Below are 24,542 nucleotides of genomic sequence, written 5' to 3'. Positions count from 1 at the left end.
ATTGCCCGACAGACAATTATGAGTAACCCAACCCTGCGCTACCATGCCCCGGCCACCCGCTGGGAGTTCGAGGCGCTTCCTATCGGCAACGGGCGCCTTGGCGCGATGCTCTTTGGCGGTATCGGTGAGGAGCACATCCAGTTCAACGAGCAGAGCCTCTGGAGCGGCGACAACAACTGGGACGGCGAGTACCAGACCGGCGACCATGGCTTCGGTGCCTACCGGACCTTTGGCGATGTGTTCGTCCACTTCGATGGTGGCACGGCCATGGCAAAAGTGTCGTCGCCGACCGGCCACGAGGCGGGCGATGGCTACAGCAACCCGATCGACGCCACCTGGGACGGCGACTCCAACACCAAGTGGTGCATCGCCAATCCGGGAGCACGGGTGCAGTGGCAAGTGGCCTTGCCGAAGGCGCAGGCTGTGCGCTCGTATGCCCTCACCAGCGCCAACGATGTCCCTGCCCGCGACCCACAGGACTGGGTTCTAGAGGGCTCGGTGGATGGCAAGAGCTGGGTGGAGCTGGACAAGCAGAGCCTCGGCAAGCCCTTTGAGCAGCGCTTCCAGACCCGCACGTTTGCGATTGCACAGCCGAGGGCCTTTGCCTTCTATCGCTTCACCTTCGCGTCGAAAAACGCCCCGCACTTCCAGGTCGCCGGAGTCGCACTGGAGGGGGTGAGCCTCGGAGCAAGCCAGGAAACCCTCCCCGACTACCGGCGCGAGCTGGACTTGATCACGGGGATTCACACCACAAGCTTCACCCGCGACGGCGTAACTTTCGTCCGCGCGGCCTTTGCCAGCCGCCCCGCACAGGTCGTGGTGTTTCGCTACACGGCCTCGAAAAAGAGCGCGCTCACGGGGAGCCTGCGCCTGAAATCGGGCCAGGGCGCGGCGGTGACCGCACGCGGCAACGAGCTGCTCTTTGACGGCGTCATGGCCAATGGGCTCAAGCATGCCGCTGTGGTGCGCGTGCTCACTACGGGCGGGAAGCTTGGCACGGAGGGCGATGCACTGACCTTCTCCGGCTGCGACTCGCTCACGCTCCTGCTCAATGCCCGCACGAGCTACAAGCCCGACTTTGCCAGTAACTGGCGCGGAGACGCCCCCCTGCCGCGCCTGCTAAACGAGCTCGCGGCGGCGCAGGGCAAGTCCTACACGGTGCTCAAGAACGCGCATACCAAAGACCTCACCGGCCTGCTGGGACGCGCGAGCCTGGAGCTGGGAGTGACCGATGCCGCGGTGCGCACCAAGCCCACCGACGAGCGCCTGAAGCTCTATGCCAAGGGCGGCAGCGACCCAGAACTCGAGGTCACGCTCTTCCAGTACGGGCGCTATCTGCTGGCGAGCTGCTCGCGGCCCGGCGGCCTGCCCGCGAACTTGCAAGGACTCTGGAACGAGAGCAACAACCCGGCGTGGGCATCGGACTACCACAACAATATCAATGTCCAGATGAACTACTGGGCCGCCGAGACCACCAACCTCTCCGAGTGCCACACGCCGCTCATGGACTACATTGTCGCACAGGCCGAGCCCTGCCGAATCGCGACCCGCCGGGCCTTTGGGGAGAAGACCCGCGGCTGGACCGCACGCACGAGCCAGAATATCTTCGGCGGCAATGGCTGGGAGTGGAACATCCCCGCGAGCGCCTGGTACGCCCAGCACGCCTGGGAGCACTACGCCTTCACGCTGGACAAAGCCTATCTCAAAAAGACCGCTTACCCGATTCTTAAGGAGGTCTGTCAGTACTGGGAGGACCACCTCAAGCGCCTCCCCGATGGCACGCTGGTCGCGCCCAATGGCTGGTCACCGGAGCACGGGCCGCACGAGGACGGCGTGATGATGGACCAGCAGCTGATCTGGGACCTCTTCCAGAACTACCTCGATGCCGCCAAGGCGCTGGGAGCCGACACCGACTACCAGGCGCGGATCGCCGAGATGCAGAGCAAACTGGCCCCCAATAAGATCGGAAGGTGGGGACAGCTCCAGGAGTGGCAGGCGGACCGCGACGATCCCAAGGACACGCACCGGCACACGTCGCACCTGTTTGCGGTCTACCCCGGGCGGCAGATCTCCCAGGAGAAGACTCCTGAGCTGGCAAGAGCGGCGATTAAGTCGCTTAGGGCGCGCTGCAACGACTACTCAGCCAGTGGAGATGAGACTGGTAAGCCCTTTGCCGTGGAGACGACCATTGGCGATAGCCGCCGCTCCTGGACCTGGCCGTGGCGCGCGTGCCTGTGGGCACGACTGGGCGAGAGCGAGCGTGCCTATATCTCCGTGCGCGGGCTGCTGACCTACAACACACTCCCCAACCTCTTTGCCAACCACCCGCCGTTTCAGCTCGATGGGAACTTCGGGATCTCGGCGGCGTTCGCGGAGATTCTCCTCCAGTCCCATGCCGGGGTGATCGAGCTGCTTCCCGCACTCCCCAAGGCCTGGGCCAAGAACGGCTCGTTCACCGGGCTGAAGGCGCGAGGGAATCTCACGGTGGACTGCACCTGGAAAGACGGCAAGGTGACGGCGTTTACGGTCTCCTCGCCCACACCCGCCTCGGTGCGGGTCGCGGTCAATGGGAAGGTGCAGGAGCTCAAGGCGCAGGTGCGGCACAAATGACCGAGCCGGCGCACCGGTTTGAGGGCGACTACTGGACCCGCTCGGAGTGGCGCGAGATGCCCGACACCGCGCGGCGGGTGCGCCTCGCGCTCGGCACAGAACCACTAGGCGTACTCCCGCACCTCATGCCGACAGTTGCGCTGCCGCCCGCGCCAAAGCCCCTGCCGCCCGGCCCACACCCTGGCACCAGCCTCCTCGCGGACCTTGCGGACACGCAGCCCATTACCCGTGAGGCGCTAGCACTCGCCTTGCAAGGCCAAGACCTGCTCGGGGGGGCACTCTGGGGCTTCCAGCACGGCGAGTGGCTCCGCCTGAGCGCAGCGACTGTCGGCCAGCGCCCGGTCTACCAGGCGCTGACCGTGGCGTGGGACCTGCTGGAGCTCCCCGGCGGCTCCCTTACCGAGCTAGCCGCCTACGCCACGCACGCCCTCCACGCCGCCCACACCCTCGCCGAGCGCCTAGGCATTGCAGTCACCCGCGAAGAGCCCCCCGCCGACGCCGCCCGGCGCGCCGCGAGCCTGGTGCTCCTGAAGGCACGCTTCGCCCGCTCGGTGGAGCTGCGCCTGCTCGCCCAAGGCACCCCGTTTCCGTCGCGGCGGCTCTGGCGGGCGGCCTATGGGCTGGGCTTTGGCTGGGGGCACCTCGATCTCTTGCACTGGCCCGCCGCCCCGAAGCGCGCCCTCTTCACGCTCACCAGCGCGGGCAAGCCCGGCTACTTCCTCCCCGAGCGCGCCGCCGAAGGCGAGAGTGTCCCCGGCCTGATTCTCAGCTTTGAGCTACCGTCGTGCCCCGCTCCCCTAGAGACCTTCGATGCCATGGCCCTCGCCCTCGCCCACTTCCGCGAACAGCTCGGCGGTCGCCCGGTCGATAGTGCGGGCAGGGAGCTGGACACAGAGCGCCTGGAGGCAGAGCGGGAGAGTGTCGCGGCGGCGGTGGCGCAGCTCGAAGCGGCCGGGATTGCACCGGGAAGCCGCGAGGCACTGGCGCTGTTCTGACATTTCTGTTGACATCCCTCCCCTGGTTTGCATCCCTCCAGACATCCCTCCCCCGGCCCCTCCCTTCGCTCTTTTTCCCGCTTCGCGGGGACGAAGGGAGGGGTGTAGGCTAATCTTCCTGCACCGCCGATAATTCCCCTATGATCGACTTTCAAACCGGCACCCTCACCACCGACGATGGCCTGACCTTGGGGCGAGGAGTCCACGAGCCGGAGTTTCTGGTGCTGGTCGGGGAGCGGGCACGCAAGACCTTCGACTTCGACCGCTGGCACGACTACGAGCTGCTCCTCACGCTGGGTGGCGAGCCGTTTTTTGCGACCCTAAAGTTCGAGCTCGGGTATCCCAAGAAGCTGCGACTGGTCGCGGCGGACACGGGGATTCAGGCCAATGTGCGCGATCTGGCCAACAAGCCCGTGCAGGCGCACTTCGACACCTGGCACCGCAACTTCCTCAAGCGGCAGTACGGCGCGAGCCTGCCCAAGAAAAAGAGCTTTCCCTGGGGCCAAGTCCGCCGCGACATCGACCTGCTGGGCTCCTTTATCGAGCTGCGCTTCTACGTCAGTCTGCGCGGCTAGTCTGTGGCGGCACTCCCCCCGCTTCGTTCGTTCCTCACTCCGCGACCCCCTCTCCCTCTTTTTCCACGTTCCGTGGGAGGAGAGGGGGTGCCGAGGGACGAGGCGGGGGAGTGCCCAAGGGGAACCCACCCCCTCTGACTCCCCCTCCCTTCCCCCCGACGAAGTCGGGTCTCAGGGGAAGGGAGGGGGCCGGGGGGAGGGATGCCTAGTCCGTCCGTACGTCCCGGAGCCACTTGGCGTGGCCATCGAGGAAGAGCCGGTTGCGCCCGCCTAGATGGACCGCCTTTCCCTTGAGCGTAGCAGGGACCGTGGGGATGGTCTTGGGGAAGTAGGGATCGACCGCCAGCTCCACCTCCGCGACCCCATCGGGGAGCCCGGCCTGTGGGTTGTTGGCCTGGCGTAGCTCGTCCACCGCCTGATCGGGGGTCTTGCCCCAGAAGTTATCCAGTGGCACGGGGTTGTCGGGGCGATCGAAGCGCCAGAGCCAGTAGCGCGCGCCGCTCTGCTCCACCTGCACGACACCCGCCATCTTCCCCGCCACGCTGGGGCAGGAGAGAATCTCCCGGTTCTTGAGGTAGGGATCGAGCACGGGCACCACCCAGCCCCCACGGGGATCGCTGGTCGGCCAGGCCGCGCCCCAGGGCTTGTACCCCAGGGAGGTCTTCAGATCGCGCCGGTCCGGCAGGCGCTCGTCGTAGTCCTGCGTGTACATCCCAAACCCCAGCCCTAGCTGGCGCAGGTTGGAGAGGCAGGCGGCCTGGCGCGCTTTCTCACGGGCTTGGGAGAACACGGGAAAGAGGATCGCCGCCAGAATCGCGATAATGGCGATCACAACGAGAAGCTCGATGAGGGTAAAGAATCGTCGCATAACGGGGCTCTTTCTGAGGCATCCCTCATGGAGATCATGGGGCCTAACCAGAGGGTACCCAGGCGTCGCCCCTCCGCCGCCTCGCTTCGCTCGGAATAAGCCTGTACCGCCGAGGAACGAGGAGGCGGCCAAAGGCCCTATAGCCGCACGATTTCCCTGCAGGCTAGCCCGACGTTTACCGTCTTGATCGTGATGCCCGGAGCGGGACTCGAACCCGCACGCCCTTACGGACCGCAGATTTTAAGTCTGCTGCGTCTGCCATTTCGCCACCCAGGCAAGTGTCGGCACATTTTACGGTGTTCTTAGAGCGAACGCCACTGGCACCGCTAGAAAACCGGTTTATTCTATGGTATTCTAGGGGCCGTAGGGAAACAATGAGGAAACCAACAACACTCAAGGATGTGGCCGGCGCACTGGGGATGCACAAGTCCACGGTCTCGCTCGCGCTCTCGGGCAAGGGGACGATCTCCGCAGAAACACGCCGACGGGTGCGGCAAGTGGCGCAAGAGCTGGGCTACGAGCCCAATCTCCTGGCACAGCGGCTCGCGGGCAGTGTCGAGGCAGCGACCGTCTACGTGCTCAGCGGGGTGCTCGATGTGGGAATCGCCACGGAGAAGATCCTGCTCATCCAGCAAGAGCTCAGCGCCCGTGGTTTTGAGGTCCCTCTCTACACCTGGCACTCCCACAGCGCCTCGGCTGAGAATAGCGAGCGCCAGGCCGCGCAGGTGCGGAGCCTCTGTCGCCAGCGCCCCCGCGCGATTGTCTGTGCGGTCCAGCGCCTCCCCGATGCCATCCTCCAGGAGCTTGATGCCTACCAAGCACGCGGCGGGATCGTCATCAGCTACGATATCCAAGTGCCCTACGAGTGGGATCAGGTGGTCTTTGACCGTGAGGAGAACGCCTACCGCGCCGCCAAGTACCTACTGGAGAAGGGGCACCGCAAGATCGGGCTGGGCATGTCCCACCTGCGCGAGCCCGTGAGCCCCACCGACCCCCAAGCGCACCGGCTCCGGGGCTTCCAGCGGGCCCTCGCGGAGTACGGGGTGGCGTTTCGCCCCGAGTGGCTCTTCCACACCAGCACCTACGAGCGGGGTGGTGCCGAGCTTGCCAAGCAGTTCCTCGCCCTGAGTGAGCGCCCCACGGCCCTCTCCATTGTCAATGACTACATGGCCATGGCCCTCATGAACGAGCTCACCCGCGCCGGAGTCCGCCTCCCCGAGGAGCTGAGCCTGATCGGCCACGACAACCAGCCCATCGCCGCCTACTGCCCCGTCCCGCTCACCACCCTCACGCAGCCTATCGAGGCAATCGCCGATGCCGTGATCGCGCAGCTCCTCAAGCGCCTCGACGACCACGAGGCCCCGCCGGAGCGCCTGGCTATCGAGAGCCTGCTGGTCGAGCGCCAGAGTGTGGCACTGCATAAAGAGTAACGGAGAAGACAATGCGCCAAACTGTCACGTGGAAGACGATCCTCAACCAGCCGGCAGGCTGGTACAAGACCCCGGAGGCACAGAAAATCGCCAAGAATGTCCTCCTCTACCAGCACGCCAATGGGGGCTGGGAGAAGAACCTGGACATGCTCCTGCCCCCCAAGACCCCGCCCAAAGAGACCACGATCGACAACGGGGCCACGACCACCCAGCTGACTTTCCTCGCCCGTGTGGGCACGCCCGAGTGCCGCACCGCCGCCCTCAAGGCCCTGGATTTCTTACTGGCGGCGCAGTACCCCAACGGTGGATGGCCCCAGTTCTTCCCCCTGAAAAAGGGCTACTACACGCATATCACCTTCAACGACGATGCCATGGTGCATGTGCTGACCGTGCTCCGGGAGCTCGCTCAGAACAAGCCTGACTATGCCTTTGTCGATGCCGCACAGCGGCAAAAGAGCGCCCAGGCCGTCACCAAGGGAATCGCCTGTATCCTCAAGTGCCAGGTCGTTCAGGGGGGAAAGAAGACTGTCTGGTGCGCCCAGCACGATGAAGTCACGTTTGCGCCCGCCAAGGCGCGCGCCTACGAGCTTCCCAGCCTCTCGGGGAGCGAGTCCGTGGATATCCTGCGCTTCCTGATGGGAGAGAAGCCCACCCCCGCCCTTGTCGAGGCAATCGAGGGCGGAGTCGCCTGGCTCAAGGCCAACGCGATCCAAGGCATCCGTATCGAGAAGCAAGGCGACGATAAAGTGGTTGTTCGCGATCCCAGTGCCCCCCCGCTCTGGGCACGCTTCTACGACCTAGAGACCGGAAAGCCCTTCTTCTGTGGGCGCGATGGGATCAAGAAAGCGACGCTCGCCGAGATCGAGAAAGAGCGGCGCACGGGCTATGCCTGGTACACCAACCGCGGGGAGAAGCTCCTCAGCGACGACTACCCAGCCTGGAAAGAAAAGAGAAAACACCCCTAACCTACCACCGAAGGTATTTTTAAAGATGAAAAACCGAGCCTTTACCCTGATTGAGCTCCTCGTCGTTATTGCTATTATCGCTATCTTGGCCGCCATTCTCTTTCCTGTCTTTGCCCAAGCACGCGCCAAGGCACGCCAGATCGCCTGTCTCTCCAACCAAAAAGAGATCGGGACCGCCTTTATGATGTACGTGCAGGACTACGATGAGACCTTCCCCTTCTCTGACTACGGTCCCAGCGGCGGGGCGGACTACATGGTCTGGCCGTTTCTGGTCGAGCCCTACATCAAAGGCGGTGTCCAAGGCACCACCAACAAGAACCAGAAGAAGTCCATCTTTGTCTGCCCCGACAATGGCGCGGCGACACCCGACTCCTTCTTTACCGGGTTCGCGGCCGCCCGTGGTCTGCTCAACTACAATGTCAACCGCTACCTCATGGAGGCCAACCGCAACAACCAGGGGCTCAATGCGGGGCTAACCGTGCAGTCGATGGCGGCAATCGAGGCCCCAGCAAGCCTGGTGATGGTCTGCGAGGCCCTCGGAACCCTCCCCGAGATCCAGGGCCGCGACAACCGCTACACCACGGCATCCGACCAGCACAACGCCGGCTACATGAACGCCCGCACACGCCACAGCGGCGGGGCGAACTTCACCTTCGCCGACGGCCACTCCAAGTGGTTTAAGGCCCCGCAGAACTACCAGGCGCGGAGCCTCAATGGCGTGATCTGGACCAAGTGCGATGGCCCGCTGGGTGCCAATGGTGCCGGGTGGTTCCAGCCGCTCTCGGGGACACTTCCCACCACCAACGCCGCCTGTCAGTGAGCCTCGGGGAGCCGCCAGCTCTCCGGAGCGGGCGGCTTCGTGGGATCAAACGACGAGAGACCTGCCGCAAGAAAGCGCTTGAGCGGCAGGTCGCTCTTTTGAAGCCCTGCCACCACGCAGCGGGCCAGCAAGTAGGCACCGTAGCTCGAGAAGTGGGTATCGTCCTTGATGGTCTCGGTGTGGACAAAGGCGCGCTTGGAGGGCTCCGGCCCCAGTGCCTCAAAGACAAGCTTGCTCTGGGCATGGAGGTCGATCAGGGTCAGGCTCTCCGCCTTTGCCAGCTGGCGCATCGCCTCGGGGTAGTCCCCCAGCGTGTCGGTCAGCTTACCTTGCCCATCAAAGCGGCGGCGGTACATCGAGGTCACTAGCACCGGAGTCGCGCCTGCTTTCTTCGCCACGGCGATAAAGCGCCGAAGCTCGTCTTGGTAGGTCGTGAAGGGCTCGACAAAGTTTGCGCCCGGCTTCTGGTCGTTGTGGGTGAACTGGATAAATAGATAGTCCCCCTTACGGATCGTGCTCTCGATCTTGGCGAGGCGCCGCTCCCCCACAAAGCTCTTCAAGGACTCCCCCGACTCCGCATGGTTGGCGACTGCGAGCCCCGGTCCAAAGAAGCGCGGCAGGAGCTGGCCCCACGCGGCAAACGGCGCACCGGGCTGGTCGGTCACCGTGGAGTCGCCCGCGATATAGAGAGTCGGTGCGCTTGTGTTGGGGGTCACCCGTAGCTCGGTGAGGCAGCTCATAGGGCAGTGAAACTCCAGCGAGAGTAGCTCGTCCCAGTCCAAGTGCCCTTGCTCGTCTTTCTTGAGCCGCACGCTCGCGCCGCTGGGCAGCTGGGGCCGCCGCACGTTCACGGTCCACGCCAGCCGCTTTGTCTCCCCTGCCCGAAGCCGCGTCGGCTCCAAGAGCAAGCGCCGCATCTCCGCCTTGACTGTCACCTCGCCCGGCCCGGTGAGAGTCAGCGCGATATCGTAGTTGCCCTCGGGGACACGCAGGGCGAAGCTGGGGGGCTCTGGGTAGACAAACCCAAAGCCCCGCTGCGCGTCAAAGCGATCCGTAAGAGCAAGCTCCGTTGTTGTCCCGCCAAAGTGAAAAATCATGAAGGCTCCTAGATAAACCGGTTGATTAAGAAAGAATCTTATGTTATTATAGCTTCGTCAACCGGTTTGTACCGGAGGGCGCACTCATTGTCAGGAGTAATTTTATCTATGAAGACCCGAGCCTTCACGCTCATCGAGCTCTTGGTGGTTATCGCGATTATTGCCATTCTTGCGGCGATTCTCTTCCCTGTCTTTGCCCAAGCCCGTGAAAAAGCACGCCAGACGGCCTGCCTGGCCAACTGCAAGCAGATCGGTACTGCGGTGATGATGTATGTTCAGGACTACGACGAGACCCTGCCGCTCATCAACATGGCCGATCCTCAGACCGGGAGTGTCAACTGCTACGCCAACTACAAGTGGCAAGACGAGCTCTACCCCTACATCAAGAATGCGGGTATCTTCTCCTGCCCCAGCGACTCCGATCCCAATAAAGTCTGGCGCACCCAGCCCGAGCGCCTGGCACTCTCGCCTGCTTGTAACACGGGCCGTAGTCCCGGAGGAAGCTACTCCGCCAATGCTTGGTACGACCATGTCCCAGTGACCAGCGGGGCCAGCGCTCCCTTCCGTGCCAGCATGGCCGCTATCGAGGCCCCCGCCGACACGATCTTCATCTCAGAGACCAACCCCAATGTCAATGGGCAGCTCTGGACCACCGCTCCCGTTCTCGCCGGAGCGCCCACCGCCGTCACCACCACTCTCCGCCAGATGATTATCGCCCCAGCAGCGGTTCCGCCGGTCTTTGGCTACACCGACGGTGCGGGGCGCAAGTTCTGGGTTCTGGGACGGCATAGCGAGTTTGCCAACCAGGTCTTTGTGGACGGCCATGCCAAGGCTATGAAGATCGGACAGCTGGCAACCCGACGTACCAACTCTGCCGGTGTGGTAGTCTATCCCTACTGGACCAACGAACAGGACTAGGAACCTATGCTTAACCGTCGCGAACTCTTACTTGCTTCAGGAGCCTTGCTCCTCCCTCCCTCCGAGGAGCCCTCGACCCTCTGGCTAATCGGGGACTCGACGGTTAAGAACAACACCAAGGGGCAGCAGGGCTGGGGAACCGCCCTGCCGCCTCTGGTGGACTCCCCCACGCTAAAAGTGGTCAACAAGGCTCTCGGGGGCCGCAGTAGCCGCAGCTTCCTGACCGAGGGGCTCTGGGACGCGGTCGCTAAGGAGCTCAAAAAGGGCGATATCGTCGTGATGCAGTTCGGGCACAACGACGGTGGCGATAAGTTCAAGGGCACCCGCCCCCGGGCCTCGATCAAGGGCAACGGCGAGGAGACCGAGACGGGAACTGTGGAGGCAACGGGGAAAGAGGAGACTGTCCATAGCTACGGCTGGTACCTGCGCAAGTACACCACCGATGCCAAGGCCAAGGGCGCGACCGTTGTCATCTGCTCCCCGATTCCCCGCAATATCTGGAAAGACGGCAAGGTCGGGCGCGCCTCGGGCGACTACGGCAAGTGGGCCAAAGAGGCTGCGGCGCAAGAGAAGGTCCACTTCCTCGACCTCAACACCCTGATCGCCGACCGCTACGACCAGCTGGGCGAGGAGAAAGTGGCCCCCCTCTTCTTTGGCGACCACACCCACACCAGCCCTGAGGGTGCGGCTCTCAACGCCCAGGTTGTCGCGGAGGGGCTCAAGAAACTCAAGCTCTTGGCCTAGTGATCCGGCTCTTCGTTGGGGTCGCCGTACTCTAGCTCCGTGGTGGAGACAAACTTGGCGACCTTGATCTGCCGCCGAAACGGTACCCCACGGTTCATCCCCTCGATACTCACGTCAAAGACAAAGGTCTGGAGCGGTACGAGCGCCACACCCCCTAGGGTCACAGAGCGGTTGACCGTATAGATCGCGGCCCAAGGGGTACAGAAGAAGTGCCCCAAGCGGCTCCCATCGGCCTTCTTAGCGATACTGATATCCCCACGGGTGTAGGCAGCCTCGATCTCCGCCTGGATCGCCAGGGTCTTCTCGGGAGCGGGGTCGTGCACCCAGAGGAGACGAATCGCCTCCCGGGCCTCGGGGTCGCGCTGGAACTTCTCGCGGCTGAGCGGGTCGGTGAGAACCCATGGGTTGAAGCCCGGCTGACCGGGAAGCGGCTGCGCCTTGGGAAGCGCGGCCGGCGGAGCCACCACCGCCGCTTTCTCCGCCCGCTCCGGCATCGCCACGAGCTGTCCCACGAGATAGAACTGCTCGATCGCCGCCTTTAGGTGCTCCTCGACTCGCTCATGGACATCGCGGCTAGGATCGATCCCGTGCATATCGTCGGCATAGCGCGCCTGAGTGGTCGCGGCGGCGTAGTGCTGGCGGATCGTATCGAGCTGCTTCTGCTGGCGCGTCTCCGTGGGAGCGCTTGCCTCGATATACGCCATCGCGGCTTGGGCATGGTCCCGGACGGCACGCATGGCATGGAGCATTCCCTTCAGGTGAGTGTTCGGGCAGGGCTCGACCTCGCTCCAGGCAGGCAGTGCGGCGGGAACGGTCACATCCAGCACAAACTGCGGGTTGGCCTGGGCCTGTCGCGCCCGCCGCAGCCACGGCTCCACGGGCTCGTAGAAGCGCATGACCTGATCGGCGGTAATGGGAGGCACAAACCCAACCGTCCCCGGGTGGGTCTGGTAGTCGGCATCGAGAAAGGCATTGCCCAGGGTCTGGAGGACAAAGGCATTCCACGCACACACCCCCGTTGCCTGCTCGCCCGGAGCGAGTGTCCAAGGTGTTTTCCCCTCGGCGCGCGCGGTCAAGCGCTCTCGCTCAAGGTGATCTAGTAGCTCAAAAACCGATAAACTGGCACGTCGATACGCTTCAAGCGTCTCTGCACTCACTTCGCCACACATAGCAGCGTAGATTTTCGTTAAAAGGGAAGGTTTTTCTGGCATCGTTGGGGATAAGAACCATAAAATGCCAAAAAGTTGCATTTTTATTTGGATCGCCCCCATTTTATACCGCCCCGATGAACCGGGGCGTCTTGCTGTCCTCGTGCCTCGGACACAAAGGCCTCCGGCCATAATCCCGAGTAAACTCGGGATGGCCGGAACGGCCTTCGTAGCGCCGCGCTCTCCAGTCCGGCCGTTCCAATCGGCCGGACAAACAGCTAGTAACCGTCTTGGTGTTTTTTCGGGTCGTAGCCCTTGAAGTCTCGGCAGAGGTAGATGTACCAGCGCTTGACGGGCTTGTTGTAGCCAGGGCGGGTGAGCAAGATCGGAGGCAGTGCCTCGATGGAAGAGAAGTACTGTCGGGCGAGCTCCATGCTCCCCTTCTCATCCTCGACATCGTTGACCATGACGAGACTCTTGCCCACCAGCGCTTTGTCGTCGGTCCAGAGCTTGTAGTTGTCCCAGCGCACATTGAAGTAGAGGCCATTGGTCTCGGGCTGGCCGGGGAGATAGAACGCCATCGCCGAGTTGACACGGTACGTCACGCTCCCGTAGGCCACCTCTCGCCCCTCGGCCTTGAGCCTCTCGCCCGCCGCCGCGGTCTGGGTCATCAGCTCGGGCCAGCCGTAGGGCTCGTTGAGCTTGGTGAAGGGCTCGGCAGGGAGGGTAAGCCCCAGAGCGCCGGGCGCGCCGGGGAAAAAGGCCAGCAGGCAGAGAAAGCCATTGATTCCCAAGGTGATGCGAGGCAGTGTGCGCTTGCCCTCGCGCCAGAGCCGGTCAAAGAGCACCGCAACCGGCAGCATGCTCGCCAGGTGCATGGTCGTGGGCCAGTTGATCTCCAGCTTGGAGCGCAGCGAGGTCCAGACACAGACTGCAAGCAGCGGGAGCGTGAAGGCCAGCACAAAAGCGCGGGATTTTTCGTCGCGGACAATGGTCTTGAGCTTCACCAGGCACCACAGCGAGAGAACCCAGACCACTGGCCCTACAAAGAGTGCCTGCCCGGCCAGAAAGTCCCCGAACCAGCGGCCAAAGGCGGCATCGGTGTGGCGCTGGGAGAGGGTCTTGATGTGGAGCGAGAACATCTGCTCGTGCTGCTTGTCCCAGAGCGCATAGGGCAAGAGCCCCAGCACGGCGATCCCAAAGGCAAGATAGGGGTGGGGCGTACGCAGCCACTTGCGGTAGTCGGGGACCAGTGCCAGGAGCAGGAGGACGCCGGGGGCGATCATGAGGGTGGTCAGCTTCGACGCAATCCCCAGCGCCACAACCGGGCCCACGGCGTACCAGAGCGCGGGCTTGTCCTCTTGGAGGAGCTTGGTCAGCAGCCAGAGCGCGACAATCCAGCAGATCACCAGCGGGCTGTCGTAGGTGGCCAGCAGGCTACCGGCAGCATAGAGTGGAGCGAGCGAGAGCAGCAGGAGCATCCACCACGCCACGGCCTCGCCCAGCCAGCGCCGGGTGGTGAGGAAGGTCAGCCAGCCGCCCAGCGCGGCAAAGATAATTGGGACAAGCCGAATCCCCAGGTGCGTGTGGCCGGCCACCAGGGTCCCGAGCCGTAGGCAGTAGGCGATCCCCGGCCCTTGGTCGTAGTAGGAGAGGTCGAGGTGCCGGCTCCACTGCCAGTAGTACGCCTCGTCCCACGCCAGCCCAAGCTGTGCGCCGTAGAAGAGCCGAAAGAGAGTCAGCGCACCGATTAAAAACAGCGCCGAGCGAGCCGTCCGTGTCATCGGCCTATTCTACCGCTTCAGCACAGGCAACAAAAATATAGACAGCGAGCAAGCCCGGACAACGAGTCCTCGGGCGAAATTCGTTCGTCGGGCCTTGCTCGGCGCGGGGTTTCTACTACTCGGTGATGAGCTTGATCTGGTCGGGCTTTGTCAGGACGAGCTCGGCGCTCCCCTTGTAGTCCTCGAACTTGCCCGTGACGAGCACGTGCTTGCCCTTGAGGGTCTGCATGTCCGGGAACTCGGCGTAGTTCTTGGAGCGCAGCACGGCCGTGAGGGCGTTGCGGTAGTTCTTATCGAAGTTGAGGATCAGCAGGCCATTGCCCTTGGGGGTGTAGACCGTAGCCACAGTTCCTTCAAAGGCCGCCTCTTTGCCGATCAGCTTCTTGGCTCCCGCCAGATCAGTCGCCTTGAGCGCCTTGGTCACGGAGCCATCCCCCAGCTTCACCGAGCCATCGCCCAGCTTCACGGTGCCAAACTTGGCGGTCTTGGACGCCACACTCGCCTGGGGCTTGGCGGCCTCACGCGCGGCGGGCTTGGTATCGTCTTGGGCATGAACCAAGGAGAAACTCAGGGCGCACAGGGCAGCCACCAGGGAAAGAGAGCGCTTTAACATGCCCCCATTGTACCGAGTTCGTCGGGGATTGGAAATCCCCGCCTCCCGGATCAAGAGCGCCCCGGGGGCACGAAGAGCAGAAGAGATTATGCGTCCTCGGGACGCTCCCAAAAATCGGAGGCGGGTAATTGATTGCCCTGCCAATCCCCGCCCCTCGTGTTTACAATGATCTCGCGCAGCGAAATCCGGTGTCGTCTCACGTGGCCTTTGCGCCCTCGATCCCCCGCTCGTAGCTCCGGCAGCCACGCTCGCTGTAGCCGACCGCGCCGCCCTTGAGGATCCTCTGCTCGGGGTTTCCGTTGGGGTGTCCCTGTACCCACTCCCAGGCATTTCCCGCCATGTCCAAGCAGCCGAAGGGACTGGCACCGGCGGGTACCGAGCCAACGGGGCGGACGCGGGAGGGCTTGCCACACGCGAGGCGCTGGGTGGGCTTGGGAGCGCGCGCCGCGACCTTGCTCTTGTCCCAGCGGTTGCCCCAGGGATAGGCGCGGCCATCGGTGCCCCGTGCCGCCTTCTCCCACTCGTCCTCTGTGGGGAGCCGCTTGCCCACCCAGCGCGCGTAGGCCGCCGCGTCGTCGTAGGTGACTCCGGTAGCGGGGAGCTTCTCCTGGCCGGGCGCGAACGTGTGGCCGGGCCGAAAGCGAGCAAACTCCGCATTGGTCACCTCGGTACGGTCGATCCAAAAAGCGGGTAGGGAGACGCGGTGCAGTGGGCGACGCTCGTCGTCGCTATCGGGGTCATCGGTGCCCACGAGGGCGTCCCCGGCGGGAATCAGCACCATTCCATTGGGCGTGGGTGGCAGGCTCTTGGGCGTCTGGGCACACCCGGCCAGAAACAACAGCGCCGCACTGGCTCGTAGAAGGGCTTTCATAGACACTCTACAAACCAGCGCGGCGATTCGTTCCCTGGCGATCTATGGCGGGGGTTGAAAATCCCCGCCTACGGGTGAGGGAGCGTCCTGAGGACGCAGGAGATGCATCGGTTCTCCGCGCCCACGGGGCGCTCTTGATCCGGGAGGCGGGGATTTCCAATCCCCGACGAACTCGCTCACTACTTGCGACGGCGGGCCAAAGGCAGCAGGCCCAGGAGCGCCAGGCTTAGGGTGGCGGGCTCGGGGACGCAGTTGGGGGTCGTCGGTGTCCCCGGCTTGGGAGTGGGATTGCAGTTAGGAACCGGGTTACAGTTCGGAACCGGGTTACAGATCGGGGCCGGGGTGGGCTTGCAAAAGGGGATGCTATCGCCCGCATGCGCAGGAGCAAGCGAGATCGTTCCAAGGATCAGGGTGAGTAATACGGTTTGAAGGTTCATTTTTGTCAGGCTCCAGAAAATTAAGGTTTGTTCTGAAGCCAGACATTAGCGAGTTTCGTGCCAGGACGAACACAAGTCACTAAAAACTGCAAAAAGCACTAAATCCTGGTCATTTTCAGGGCCACGCTCTGGTCCAGCGGGGTGAGGTAGGTCAGGAGCACCCGCACCAGCCCGGGAGCCGGCTCGGAGTCGCGCATGGCCCACATCTGGTGGGCACAGGCTCCGGGCGAGACCTCGATGATGTCGCGGCCGTAGCGCATCCGCCCCGCGCCCCTCTTGAGAAAGACCACCTGCCCTGCCTGAGGCTGGAAAGCCGTGTCGTCGGTCTCCCAGACCCCACCCGGTGCAAAGTCCAGCGCGAGCTGCGCCGGGACACGGTCCATGCCATCCAGGGTGACATAGCGGAGAGTCAGCCCCTCGTCGCTCTCCGTGACCACGAGCTCACTGGTGCAATAAGGCACCCGGCGCAGCTCGCGCTCAGCACGCATCGCGGTGTAGCTCTCAACCGGCACCGGGCGCCCCAGCGGCAGCTCGTAGCCGGGCCGGTACGGGCTGAGCTTGCCCTCAGAGCGCAGAGTCACCGCGCCATCGTCCTCCCAAATGCGATCCCCCACAAAGCGCCCGACCCCGAAGTAGGACTGGCTGACCTTGACACTCACCAGCTCCGCCTGACCGTAGACCACGTGCAGCAAGCGGGTCGTGCCGCCAAAGACAGTCGCGCTGAGGCTCCCCCGGCGAATCCGGTGCGCCTCCAAGACGGGAAAGTGCGCCGCGTAGCTCTCCGGCAAGGCGGGCGTGAGCGCCTCGGGCTCGCCGTACTGTCGTAAGAACTGGGTGAGGGAGTAGCCATCGGCGGGAGCCTTGATCTGCAGGTAGGCTGCGGCCTGCAGAAAGCGTGGTTCTTTGAGCAGGGTCCCCGCCCAGAGGAACGGGACGATCAGCGACGACGGCACGGCGCGGGTGCCGTGGTCCTGCCGCCTAGAGAGCCCCGTCTCGATCGTGCCATCCGCGTGGAAGAGCTGCAGGTTGAGCTCCAGGTTGCGCCGCACGGTCTCTAGGCTCACGTCGCGCTGGTAGCCGCACTCTGCCAGAATCAGCAGAGACTTGGCGCAGATCGCATCGTAGACCCCGGCACTGCGCTCGATCCAGGCACCATCGGCATTGAGGTCGTAGCCCTCGGCCAGGTAGCTCTCGATCACGGGCCTGATCTGTTCCGAGAGGTCGGGAAAGCACCGCTCCGCCAGCGCGAGCCCCGCGCTCATCACCCAGCGGTGGTTGGGCGTGTGAAAGCCCCCGGTCAGCGCCCCTGCGACCATGCGGCGCAAGAAGGCTTCGGTGCGCTCATGGCGCACGGCAAGGATCGCGGGGCACAGGGCCTGTAGGATAAAGCCGGCATCGGGGCTGGAGTCGAAGTTGCAGTCGCGCAGGTCGGTGAGGCCGCTGGCGCGCTGGTAGGCTTCCAGGTAGTCCAGGGCGCGCTCCGCGGCGTCTACATGCCTACCGGTGTAGAGGCAGAGGGCGACCAGAGAGCACGTCCCCCCGGGATCGTCGAGGCCCCAGTCGGCGCGGTGGAGCGAGCCATCGGGCTGCTGGAGGGCGACCAAGGAGTCGCACTGGGCAATCAGCGCTTTCTGCGCGGCATCGAGAGAAAACATGCCCGCAGGTTCGCCGCGGCGCAGGAGAAACCCTTTTCCACAGGGAAACTGCCTCCATGTCAAGAACCTCTTTTGCGCTCCCCGAAGAGCTGCATGCCTACCTCCTCGCGGTCGGCACCCGCCCCGACTCTGTCCGCCTGGCCCTGCGCGAGGCCACCAACGCCCTCCCCAACTCCGGGATGCAGATCAGTGTCGAGCAGGGCGAGTTCATGGACCTGCTCCTCAAGCTCATTGGCGCTAAGAAGTGCCTGGAGATCGGCACCTTCACCGGCTACTCCGCACTCGTCACCGCGCAGGCGCTCCCCGACGATGGCAAAGTCATCTGCTGTGATGTCTCCGATGACTACACCAAGGTCGGTAAGCCGTTCTGGGCCGAGGCGGGCGTGGCTCACAAGATCGACCTGCGGATCGCGCCGGCAGTCGAGACACTCGATGCGCTCCTCGAAGGCGGCCACGCGGGGACGTTTGACTTTCTCTTTATCGATGCCGACAAGCACAACTACGACCACTACTACGAGCGTGGCTTGAAGCTGCTCAAGCAAGGCGGCCTGATCGGGATCGATAACACGCTCTGGAGCGGGAAAGTAATCGACGACGAGGTCCAGGACCCGGACACCGTGGCCCTGCGCGCCCTCAACGCCAAGATCCACGCCGACCCCCGGGTGCAGGTCTCGATGATCCCCATCGGCGATGGCCTGACCCTCTGCCGAAAAAATTAATAACAACTGGAACTATTTTCTCTTGAGGCTGTCTTTGCAGTGGGAGCCGCCCCGGAGGGCAGCTCAGGAGAAAAAGAGATGTCTAATGTTCGCTTAGAGGACCTGCTCGGCTATATCGCACAGGGCCGGATCATGGATGCCATGAATGAGTTCTACGCCGACTCGGTCGTGATGGAAGAGCCGATGTACGGCCGCACCGAAGGCCTCGCCGCCAACCTGACCCGCGAAGAGGGTTTTGTGAATTCGATCAAGGAGTTCAAGGGCTTCGAGGTCCTGCGACAAGGCACCAGCGAGACCAGCGCGTTCTACGAGAGCACGATGGACTGGGTTGGGGTCGACGATGTCACCTACCATATCGAGCAGGTGGCGGTTCAGGAGTGGCAGGACGGCAAGATCGTCTATGAGCGCTTCTACTACAACATGGGCTAATTGTTTTTGCATGGGCTAAAATTGCCCTAAGATGAGCAGCACCCGCGCCGTGGGAACTCTGGGAGAGGAGGCGGCAGTCGCCTTTCTAGAGCGGCGCGGGCTGCGGCTCGTGGACACCAATGTCCAGTTTGGTCCCAAGTCCGGCCTCAAGGGAGAGCTCGATATCATCGCCTGGGACGACGACACGCTCGCCTTTATCGAGGTCAAGACCCGCCACGGACGCCCGGGCCGTGTCGCGCCCTCCGAGAACATCACCCCCGCCAAGCGCCGCCAGCTTGCCCTCCTCGCCCACACCTACGCCGCCCGCCATGGGCTCTTAGAGAGCGACGATCTCTCCCTCCGCTTCGATGTGGTGAGTGTCTTTTTGGGCGACGACAACACCGTGCTCGCAGTGCATCACACCAAGGGTGCCTTTATCGACGGGGATTGAAATCCCCGTCTCCCAGGGAGAGCGTCCCGAGGACGCGGGGAATACAAGCCCTTCTTCGCGTCCACGGGACGCTCCCAAAAATCGGAGGCGGGTATTTTAATGCCTGCCTTGACGAAGTGCAACAACCACGATAGAATATCTCCCGCAACGGACGGTTGGCGCAGTGGTAGCGCGTCTCCTTGACACGGAGAAGGTCACAGGTTCGAACCCTGTACCGTCCACTCTTACATTAAGTGCTATGGGACTTTAGTCTCATGGCATTTTTTATTTTTACGGGCATAATGGGAACCAGTTTGATTTAAGATAGGTTGAAAAAGATTTGTCAGCTCCCACCCCCCCCCTGCCAACGCCCTCCGCGCCCACACGGCGTCAGCCCCTTCCCGACTGGTACCGCAAGCTCTCCGACTACGAAAAACCCAGTACCTACCGCGCGACTCGTCAGCTTCTCAACACCTTGATTCCCTACGCCGGGCTCTGGTTCGCGATGGCCTGGATGCTCACGCATGGGGTGAGCTACTGGGGTGGTGTCTTCCCAACTGCAATCCTGGCCGGGTGTCTGCTGATCCGGGTCTTTATCTTCTTCCACGACTGCGGCCACGAGTCGTTCTTCGCATCGGCGAAGGCCAATAAGTTCTTTGGCTACCTCTGCGGCATTCTCGTCTTCACGTCGTTTGAGGACTGGCGCCGCCCGCACGCGCGCCACCACGCCACCGCCGGCGACCAAGATCGACGTGGAGTGGGCGATGTGTGGACCATGACGGTCGAGGAGTTCAAGGCGGCGACCCCGCTCAACCGGACGCTCTACCAGCTCTACCGCATCCCGATCTTCATGTTCACCTTCGGTCCCGGTTTTATGTTCCTGATCGGCAACCGCTTCCCGCACCGTGGCACGAGCCTGCGAGAGAAGCTGAGCACGCTCTACACCAATATCGGCCTGATCGCGGTCGCCACCGTGATGAGCTTTGCCATGGGCGGGTTCATGAACTACCTCTCCGTCCAGCTCCCCGTGATGCTCACCGCCGCCACCCTTGGGGTCTGGATGTTCTATGTCCAGCACCAGTTCGAGGGCACCTACTGGAAGCACCACGACGAGTGGAGCCCGATCGACGCGGCGCTTCAGGGCAGCTCGTACTACAAGCTCCCCAAGCTGATGCAGTGGTTCACCGGCAATATCGGCCTGCACCACATCCACCACCTGCGCCCCCGCATCCCCAACTACAACCTCCAGCGCTGCTACGACGAGGTCCCGGCGATGCAGAATGTCAAGCCACTCACGATCCTAGAGAGCTTCAAGTCCCTCAACATGCACCTCTGGGACGAGCAGAGCGAGAAGCTCATCAGCTTCGTCGAGTTCTACCGCCGACAAAAAGCCGCCAAGGCATAATCACTCCGTCTCCGTGGGCGGGTTTACCTGCCCACGGAGACGGATTTAGCGATTTATTGCGGGTATACTGAGGCCGACCCGACGATGTGTCCGATACTCTAGATTGGATTCATACATCGAAAGGACTTTTTCGTGCCCCGAACACTGCATACCTACACCGTCACCCCCCGCCTCCCCGAGCGCCTCGCGCCGCTTCGTGAGCTGGCCTACAACCTCCGCTGGGCCTGGCACCCCGATACCCGCGCCCTCTTTGTCACGCTAGCTGGCGAGCCGCTCTGGAAAGAGTGTGAGCACAACCCCGCGAAAGTGCTCGGCCGCGTGTCGCAGGCCACCTACGATGCCCTCTCCCAGAGCCCGGAGTTCCTCGCGCAGCTCGATGCGGTCTGGGCCGACTTCAGCGCCTATAAAAACGCCCCCGCCGACCCGCGCTGGGAGGGCCTAGGGACAGTCGCGTACTTCTCCGCCGAGTTTGGCCTTACCGAGAGCCTGCCGATCTACTCCGGCGGCCTAGGCGTGCTGGCGGGCGACCACCTCAAGGCAGCGTCGGACATCAACCTGCCCCTCGTGGCGATAGGCTTTCTCTACCAGAACGGCTACTTCCGCCAGAGCCTCAACGCCGATGGGTGGCAGGTGGAGCACTACCCTGCCAACGACTTCTACACCCTCCCCATCGAGCCCACGGGTAAGAAGATCGCGGTCCAGTTCCCCGGACGGCTCGTCCACGCGGCGATCTGGAAGGCGCAGGTGGGGCGCATCCCGCTCTATCTCCTCGACACCAATATCCCGGAGAACGCCGACGCCGACCGGCATATCGCGGGCAACCTCTACGGCGGCGACCAAGAGACCCGCATCCAGCAGGAGCTCGTGCTGGGAATCGGCGGTGTCCAAGCGCTGACGGAACTTGGGATCACCCCGACGGTCTGCCACATGAACGAGGGTCACTCGGCGTTTCTGGCGCTGGAGCGCGCCCGCCAGCTCCAGCTCAAGACCGGCCTCCCCTTCGCCGAGGCGACCAATGCCACCGCGGCGGCCCACCTCTTCACGACCCACACGCCCGTTCCCGCCGGCTTTGATATCTTCCCGGGCGAGCTGATGTGGAAGTACTTCGGAGAGTTTGCGCCCAAGTTGGGGATTAGCTTCGACGAGCTCCTGGACCGGGGCCGTGCGCCTTTGATGGAGCCCGGGAAGTTCAACATGGCGGTCCTAGCGTTCCGCCACGCGCGCTACATTAACGGGGTCAGCAAGCTCCACGGACACGTGAGCCGCGAGATGGCCCACCCGGTCTGGAGCGAGTTTCCGCTCGACGAGGTGCCGATCGGTAGCGTCACCAATGGCATTCATACGCCCAGCTTCCTCTCGCGCCAGATGGGTGAGCTCCTGGAAGCGCACGACAACGACCCGCTCCAGCTCCCTGATGAGGCTCTCTGGAACATCAAGAACGAGCGCCGCGCGACCCTGGTGAAGTGGGCACGTACCTACCAGCGCAAGCGCGCCGAGCGCCGCGGAGCGTCGGACAGCGAGGTAGACGAGGCCGACAATATCCTCAACCCCGATGTGCTGACCATTGGCTTTGCCCGGCGCTTCGCCACCTACAAGCGCGGGGATCTCTTGCTACGGGAGATCGACCGCGTGCGGCACCTGGTCAACCACGCCGACCGCCCGATCCAGTTTGTCTTCGCGGGCAAGGCACACCCGCGCGACGATGGCGGCAAGGAGCTGATCCGCCGAATTGTGCAGTTCAGCCGCGACCCCAGTGTCAAGGGCAAGGTGGTCTTTCTGGAGGACTACGACATGGCGATGGCGCGGCGCTTGGTACAGGGAGTGGATGTCTGGCTCAACAACCCGCGCCGCCCCTACGAGGCATCCGGCACCAGCGGCATGAAGGTCGTGATGAACGGAGGACTCAACTGCTCCATCCTCGATGGCTGGTGGGCCGAGGCCTACGCCGACAATGGCTCCAGTGTGGGCTGGGCAATCGGGCAGGGCGAGGACTACGACGATCCCGGCTACCAGGACCATGTGGAGGCGCAGTCGATCTACCACCTCTTGGAGAACGAGATCGCGCCGCTGTTCTATGCCCGCGATGAGCACGGCGTCCCGCGCGGCTGGGTCGCCAAGATGAAGCAGTCGATGCACCTGCTCGGCCCGGTCTACGACACCCGCCGCATGGTGACCGAGTACGCCCAGACCTACTACCTCCCCGCCGCCCAGCGCGCCGCACACCTCGCCGCCAGCGACTACGCCCTCACCCGAGAGCTGGTTGCCTGGAAGCTCAAGGTGCGCGAGCAGTGGTCCCAAGTGCGGATCGAGGCGGTGACCTCGCCGTCCGACCACCTTGAAGCGGGCCAGCAAGCCCAGGTACGCGCGGTTGTCTGGCTCGGGGACGTGCTCACGTCGGGCGATGTCCAGGTACAGCTCTACACCGGCCCGGTGGACACGGATCGCAACTTTGTCCACGCTGCGGGAGTCCCCCTCACCTGCGAGGGCCGCGACGGCGGCGCGTGGGTCTACACGGGTACCCTGCCCACCAACCACTCCGGGCAGCAGGGCTTCTCCGTGCGGGTTCTCCCCCACCACCCCGAGGCGATCTTGCCGCAAGAGCTCCCGCTGATCGTCTGGGAGTAGGGGCATCCCTCCGGCATCCCTCCCCCCTGCCCCCTCCCTTCCCCTGAGACCCTCGTTCCGAGGGGGGAAGGGAGGGGGTGACTAGCTCAACCCACCCCTCTGACTCCCCTCCCTTCGTCCCCGCGAAGCGGGATAAAGAGCGAAGGGAGGGGCCGGGGGAGGGATGTCCGAGGAGCCGGGGGAGGGATGCCAGGGAATCTGCGGTACACTGCATCCCGTGAGTTTTGAGCATTCCGAAGTGGCCGTCTTAGGGGCGGGCTCGTGGGGGACGGCGCTGGCGCTCTTGCTGGCGCAAGATGGCGGGGTCGTGCGCCTCTGGGACCGCACGCCCGAGCAGATCGCCGCCCTGATCGCCGCGCGGGAGAACAAGCGCTACCTGCCTGGCCATCCCCTTCCCGCCAACCTCCAACCCACCGAGAGCCTGAGCGAGGCGCTCCTCGGCGCAAGCTGTGTCGTGGTCGCGGTGCCGTCGGCGGCGGTAGACATGGTGCTGGGACGGGCCACCCTCACGCCTAGCGCGGATATCGTCCTCGCGTCCAAGGGCCTCGACCCCGAGACCCTGGAGCTCCCCGCCGATGTGGCGCTGCGCTGCGCACCCGGCCACCCTGTGATCGCCCTCTCCGGCCCCAACCTCGCGCGGGAAGTGGCGGCGGGGGTTCCCACGGCAGCGGTCGCGGCCAGCGACGATGCCGCAGCGGCGCGGCGGATCGCGGAGCGCTTCAACCGGCCGACCTTTCGAACGTATGTCAGCGACGATAGAACCGGGGTCGAGCTGGGCGGAGCGGTGAAGAATGTCCTGGCGATCGCGGGCGGGGTCGCGGATGGCCTCGGCTACGGCGACAACACCAAGGCGGCGCTCATGACCCGTGGGCTCGGCGAGATGGCGCGGCTCGGGGTGGCGCTGGGCGGCAAGCGGGAGACCTTCTATGGCCTCGCCGGAGTCGGGGATCTGATGGCGACCGCCGCATCCCGCCTCTCCCGCAACTGGCGGGTGGGCCATGGGCTAGGCCAGGGCAAGACGCTCGCGGCGATCCTGGCGGAGCTGGGGCAGGTGGCCGAGGGAGTGCCCACCGCGCAGGCGGTAGCCCGCCTCGCAGAGAAGCTCAGCCTGAGCCTGCCGGTCTGCTGCACGGTCGCCGATCTGCTCGCGGGCCGCATCTCCCCCCACGATGGCGTCGCACGCCTCACCGAGAACCGCAGCGCCAAGACGGAATAACCCCGCCGGGGAGTAAAATACTCCGGCCTGAAGGCCGGAGCTTTTTATTAAAAGCGGACACCGCAGAAGCCTCAAGAGTTCCCACTTTCTCATAGACCGAGCATCAGAGACAGTGGCTCAAATACAGCAGATACAGAGGCTCAGTTTTGGCTTGGCTTGCCCTGATCCTGGATGTAGCGACGAATCACGCCCTCTTCTGTCTGACCAAC

22 protein-coding genes and 2 tRNA genes are annotated in these 24,542 nt (G+C 63.8%); 15 read left to right on the top strand and 9 right to left on the bottom strand.

Annotated features, from left to right (window positions below; genetic code table 11):
• Positions 1–18: 18 nt before the first annotated feature.
• The 3 genes from HNQ39_RS15150 (at position 19) to HNQ39_RS15140 (ending at position 4,180) form a co-directional block, all read left to right on the top strand.
• On the top strand, positions 19–2,610 hold the full coding sequence (locus HNQ39_RS15150; protein ID WP_184197879.1) for a glycoside hydrolase family 95 protein: 2,592 nt from the start codon (positions 19–21) through the stop codon (positions 2,608–2,610).
• Positions 2,607–3,605 carry a cell division protein ZipA C-terminal FtsZ-binding domain-containing protein gene (locus HNQ39_RS15145; RefSeq protein WP_184197876.1) on the top strand — a complete coding sequence of 333 codons (999 nt, stop codon included), beginning with the start codon at positions 2,607–2,609 and terminating at the stop codon, positions 3,603–3,605. The genes HNQ39_RS15150 and HNQ39_RS15145 overlap by 4 nt, the downstream gene beginning before the upstream one ends.
• Before the next feature lie 140 nt (positions 3,606–3,745).
• The gene (locus HNQ39_RS15140; protein WP_184197873.1) at positions 3,746–4,180 is read left to right on the top strand and encodes a hypothetical protein; all 435 of its coding nucleotides are present in this window, start codon (positions 3,746–3,748) and stop codon (positions 4,178–4,180) included.
• Between the two features lie 205 nt (positions 4,181–4,385).
• On the opposite strand, the gene HNQ39_RS15135 is transcribed toward HNQ39_RS15140, so the two are convergent.
• Together HNQ39_RS15135 and HNQ39_RS15130 are read right to left on the bottom strand one after the other, a co-directional pair.
• On the bottom strand, positions 4,386–5,048 hold the full coding sequence (locus HNQ39_RS15135; protein WP_184197870.1) for a DUF1559 family PulG-like putative transporter: 663 nt from the start codon (positions 5,046–5,048) through the stop codon (positions 4,386–4,388).
• Between the two features lie 193 nt (positions 5,049–5,241).
• Positions 5,242–5,324 (bottom strand) — tRNA-Leu (locus HNQ39_RS15130).
• A gap of 98 nt (positions 5,325–5,422) precedes the next feature.
• On the opposite strand from HNQ39_RS15130, the gene HNQ39_RS15125 reads away from it, so the two are divergent.
• From HNQ39_RS15125 to HNQ39_RS15115, 3 genes are read left to right on the top strand one after another with little or no spacing between them, the layout of a single operon-like run.
• Complete coding sequence (locus HNQ39_RS15125) at positions 5,423–6,478, top strand: LacI family DNA-binding transcriptional regulator (protein WP_184197867.1); 1,056 nt, start codon at positions 5,423–5,425, stop codon at positions 6,476–6,478.
• 11 nt (positions 6,479–6,489) lie between these two features.
• Entirely contained in the window at positions 6,490–7,443 is a 954-nt protein-coding gene (gene pelA, locus HNQ39_RS15120; protein ID WP_184197864.1) for a pectate lyase, read from the top strand.
• A 25-nt stretch (positions 7,444–7,468) separates the two neighbouring features.
• A complete protein-coding gene (locus HNQ39_RS15115) occupies positions 7,469–8,263 on the top strand; it encodes a prepilin-type N-terminal cleavage/methylation domain-containing protein (protein ID WP_184197861.1) in 795 nt (264 codons plus the stop codon).
• Here the strand turns inward: HNQ39_RS15115 and HNQ39_RS15110 are convergent.
• Positions 8,257–9,360, bottom strand: coding sequence for a rhamnogalacturonan acetylesterase (locus HNQ39_RS15110; RefSeq protein ID WP_184197858.1), 1,104 nt, complete (start codon positions 9,358–9,360; stop codon positions 8,257–8,259). The two genes, HNQ39_RS15115 and HNQ39_RS15110, sit on opposite strands and share 7 nt — an antisense overlap.
• A gap of 108 nt (positions 9,361–9,468) precedes the next feature.
• Here HNQ39_RS15110 and HNQ39_RS15105 point away from each other — a divergent pair, with 108 nt between their 5' ends.
• On the top strand, positions 9,469–10,278 hold the full coding sequence (locus tag HNQ39_RS15105; RefSeq protein ID WP_184197855.1) for a DUF1559 family PulG-like putative transporter: 810 nt from the start codon (positions 9,469–9,471) through the stop codon (positions 10,276–10,278).
• 6 nt (positions 10,279–10,284) lie between these two features.
• On the top strand, positions 10,285–11,022 hold the full coding sequence (locus HNQ39_RS15100; protein ID WP_184197852.1) for a rhamnogalacturonan acetylesterase: 738 nt from the start codon (positions 10,285–10,287) through the stop codon (positions 11,020–11,022).
• Here HNQ39_RS15100 and HNQ39_RS15095 read toward each other — a convergent pair.
• The 6 genes from HNQ39_RS15095 to HNQ39_RS15070 all read right to left on the bottom strand — a co-directional run bounded on the left by HNQ39_RS15095 (position 11,019) and on the right by HNQ39_RS15070 (position 17,530).
• Positions 11,019–12,098 (bottom strand): hypothetical protein, encoded by a 1,080-nt coding sequence (locus HNQ39_RS15095; RefSeq protein WP_184197850.1) that lies wholly within the window; start codon positions 12,096–12,098, stop codon positions 11,019–11,021. The genes HNQ39_RS15100 and HNQ39_RS15095 overlap by 4 nt on opposite strands.
• A gap of 350 nt (positions 12,099–12,448) precedes the next feature.
• The gene (locus HNQ39_RS15090) at positions 12,449–13,954 is read right to left on the bottom strand and encodes an ArnT family glycosyltransferase (RefSeq protein ID WP_184197847.1); all 1,506 of its coding nucleotides are present in this window, start codon (positions 13,952–13,954) and stop codon (positions 12,449–12,451) included.
• Positions 13,955–14,069: 115 nt separating this feature from the next.
• Positions 14,070–14,567, bottom strand: coding sequence for a hypothetical protein (locus HNQ39_RS15085; protein ID WP_184197843.1), 498 nt, complete (start codon positions 14,565–14,567; stop codon positions 14,070–14,072).
• A gap of 196 nt (positions 14,568–14,763) precedes the next feature.
• Entirely contained in the window at positions 14,764–15,438 is a 675-nt protein-coding gene (locus HNQ39_RS15080) for a formylglycine-generating enzyme family protein (RefSeq protein WP_184197840.1), read from the bottom strand.
• Positions 15,439–15,617: 179 nt separating this feature from the next.
• Entirely contained in the window at positions 15,618–15,875 is a 258-nt protein-coding gene (locus tag HNQ39_RS15075; protein ID WP_184197827.1) for an MYXO-CTERM sorting domain-containing protein, read from the bottom strand.
• A 98-nt stretch (positions 15,876–15,973) separates the two neighbouring features.
• Positions 15,974–17,530, bottom strand: coding sequence for a hypothetical protein (locus tag HNQ39_RS15070; protein ID WP_184197824.1), 1,557 nt, complete (start codon positions 17,528–17,530; stop codon positions 15,974–15,976).
• 56 nt (positions 17,531–17,586) lie between these two features.
• On the opposite strand from HNQ39_RS15070, the gene HNQ39_RS15065 reads away from it, so the two are divergent.
• The 7 genes from HNQ39_RS15065 (at position 17,587) to HNQ39_RS15035 (ending at position 24,333) form a co-directional block, all read left to right on the top strand.
• A complete protein-coding gene (locus tag HNQ39_RS15065) occupies positions 17,587–18,249 on the top strand; it encodes a class I SAM-dependent methyltransferase (RefSeq protein WP_184197821.1) in 663 nt (220 codons plus the stop codon).
• Between the two features lie 78 nt (positions 18,250–18,327).
• Complete coding sequence (locus HNQ39_RS15060; RefSeq protein WP_184197818.1) at positions 18,328–18,678, top strand: SnoaL-like domain-containing protein; 351 nt, start codon at positions 18,328–18,330, stop codon at positions 18,676–18,678.
• Between the two features lie 31 nt (positions 18,679–18,709).
• Entirely contained in the window at positions 18,710–19,108 is a 399-nt protein-coding gene (locus HNQ39_RS15055; RefSeq protein ID WP_184197814.1) for a YraN family protein, read from the top strand.
• A 149-nt stretch (positions 19,109–19,257) separates the two neighbouring features.
• A tRNA-Val gene (locus tag HNQ39_RS15050) sits at positions 19,258–19,329 on the top strand.
• Between the two features lie 98 nt (positions 19,330–19,427).
• Complete coding sequence (locus HNQ39_RS15045) at positions 19,428–20,492, top strand: fatty acid desaturase (RefSeq protein ID WP_184197811.1); 1,065 nt, start codon at positions 19,428–19,430, stop codon at positions 20,490–20,492.
• Positions 20,493–20,624: 132 nt separating this feature from the next.
• Positions 20,625–23,117, top strand: a complete 2,493-nt coding sequence (gene glgP, locus HNQ39_RS15040) for an alpha-glucan family phosphorylase (protein ID WP_184197808.1) — start codon at positions 20,625–20,627, stop codon at positions 23,115–23,117.
• Between the two features lie 217 nt (positions 23,118–23,334).
• Positions 23,335–24,333 (top strand): NAD(P)H-dependent glycerol-3-phosphate dehydrogenase, encoded by a 999-nt coding sequence (locus HNQ39_RS15035; RefSeq protein WP_184197805.1) that lies wholly within the window; start codon positions 23,335–23,337, stop codon positions 24,331–24,333.
• Positions 24,334–24,542: the final 209 nt, after the last annotated feature.

The sequence above is a fragment of the Armatimonas rosea genome, assembly GCF_014202505.1.
Classification (GTDB): domain Bacteria; phylum Armatimonadota; class Armatimonadia; order Armatimonadales; family Armatimonadaceae; genus Armatimonas; species Armatimonas rosea.
The sequence above is the reverse complement of the archived record's forward strand: the minus strand, read 5'-3'. Positions and strand labels throughout refer to the sequence as shown.

Bases quoted from the DNA above. Each gene is read 5' to 3' on its own strand.
- HNQ39_RS15150 (WP_184197879.1), top strand. From the start codon at position 19: ATGAGTAACCCAACCCTGCGCTACCATGCCCCGGCCACCCGCTGGGAG.
- HNQ39_RS15145 (WP_184197876.1), top strand. From the start codon at position 2,607: ATGACCGAGCCGGCGCACCGGTTTGAGGGCGACTACTGGACCCGCTCG.
- HNQ39_RS15140 (WP_184197873.1), top strand. From the start codon at position 3,746: ATGATCGACTTTCAAACCGGCACCCTCACCACCGACGATGGCCTGACC.
- HNQ39_RS15135 (WP_184197870.1), bottom strand. From the start codon at position 5,048: ATGCGACGATTCTTTACCCTCATCGAGCTTCTCGTTGTGATCGCCATT.
- HNQ39_RS15125 (WP_184197867.1), top strand. From the start codon at position 5,423: ATGAGGAAACCAACAACACTCAAGGATGTGGCCGGCGCACTGGGGATG.
- pelA (WP_184197864.1), top strand. From the start codon at position 6,490: ATGCGCCAAACTGTCACGTGGAAGACGATCCTCAACCAGCCGGCAGGC.
- HNQ39_RS15115 (WP_184197861.1), top strand. From the start codon at position 7,469: ATGAAAAACCGAGCCTTTACCCTGATTGAGCTCCTCGTCGTTATTGCT.
- HNQ39_RS15110 (WP_184197858.1), bottom strand. From the start codon at position 9,360: ATGATTTTTCACTTTGGCGGGACAACAACGGAGCTTGCTCTTACGGAT.
- HNQ39_RS15105 (WP_184197855.1), top strand. From the start codon at position 9,469: ATGAAGACCCGAGCCTTCACGCTCATCGAGCTCTTGGTGGTTATCGCG.
- HNQ39_RS15100 (WP_184197852.1), top strand. From the start codon at position 10,285: ATGCTTAACCGTCGCGAACTCTTACTTGCTTCAGGAGCCTTGCTCCTC.
- HNQ39_RS15090 (WP_184197847.1), bottom strand. From the start codon at position 13,954: ATGACACGGACGGCTCGCTCGGCGCTGTTTTTAATCGGTGCGCTGACT.
- HNQ39_RS15085 (WP_184197843.1), bottom strand. From the start codon at position 14,567: ATGTTAAAGCGCTCTCTTTCCCTGGTGGCTGCCCTGTGCGCCCTGAGT.
- HNQ39_RS15080 (WP_184197840.1), bottom strand. From the start codon at position 15,438: ATGAAAGCCCTTCTACGAGCCAGTGCGGCGCTGTTGTTTCTGGCCGGG.
- HNQ39_RS15075 (WP_184197827.1), bottom strand. From the start codon at position 15,875: ATGAACCTTCAAACCGTATTACTCACCCTGATCCTTGGAACGATCTCG.
- HNQ39_RS15070 (WP_184197824.1), bottom strand. From the start codon at position 17,530: ATGTTTTCTCTCGATGCCGCGCAGAAAGCGCTGATTGCCCAGTGCGAC.
- HNQ39_RS15065 (WP_184197821.1), top strand. From the start codon at position 17,587: ATGTCAAGAACCTCTTTTGCGCTCCCCGAAGAGCTGCATGCCTACCTC.
- HNQ39_RS15060 (WP_184197818.1), top strand. From the start codon at position 18,328: ATGTCTAATGTTCGCTTAGAGGACCTGCTCGGCTATATCGCACAGGGC.
- HNQ39_RS15055 (WP_184197814.1), top strand. From the start codon at position 18,710: ATGAGCAGCACCCGCGCCGTGGGAACTCTGGGAGAGGAGGCGGCAGTC.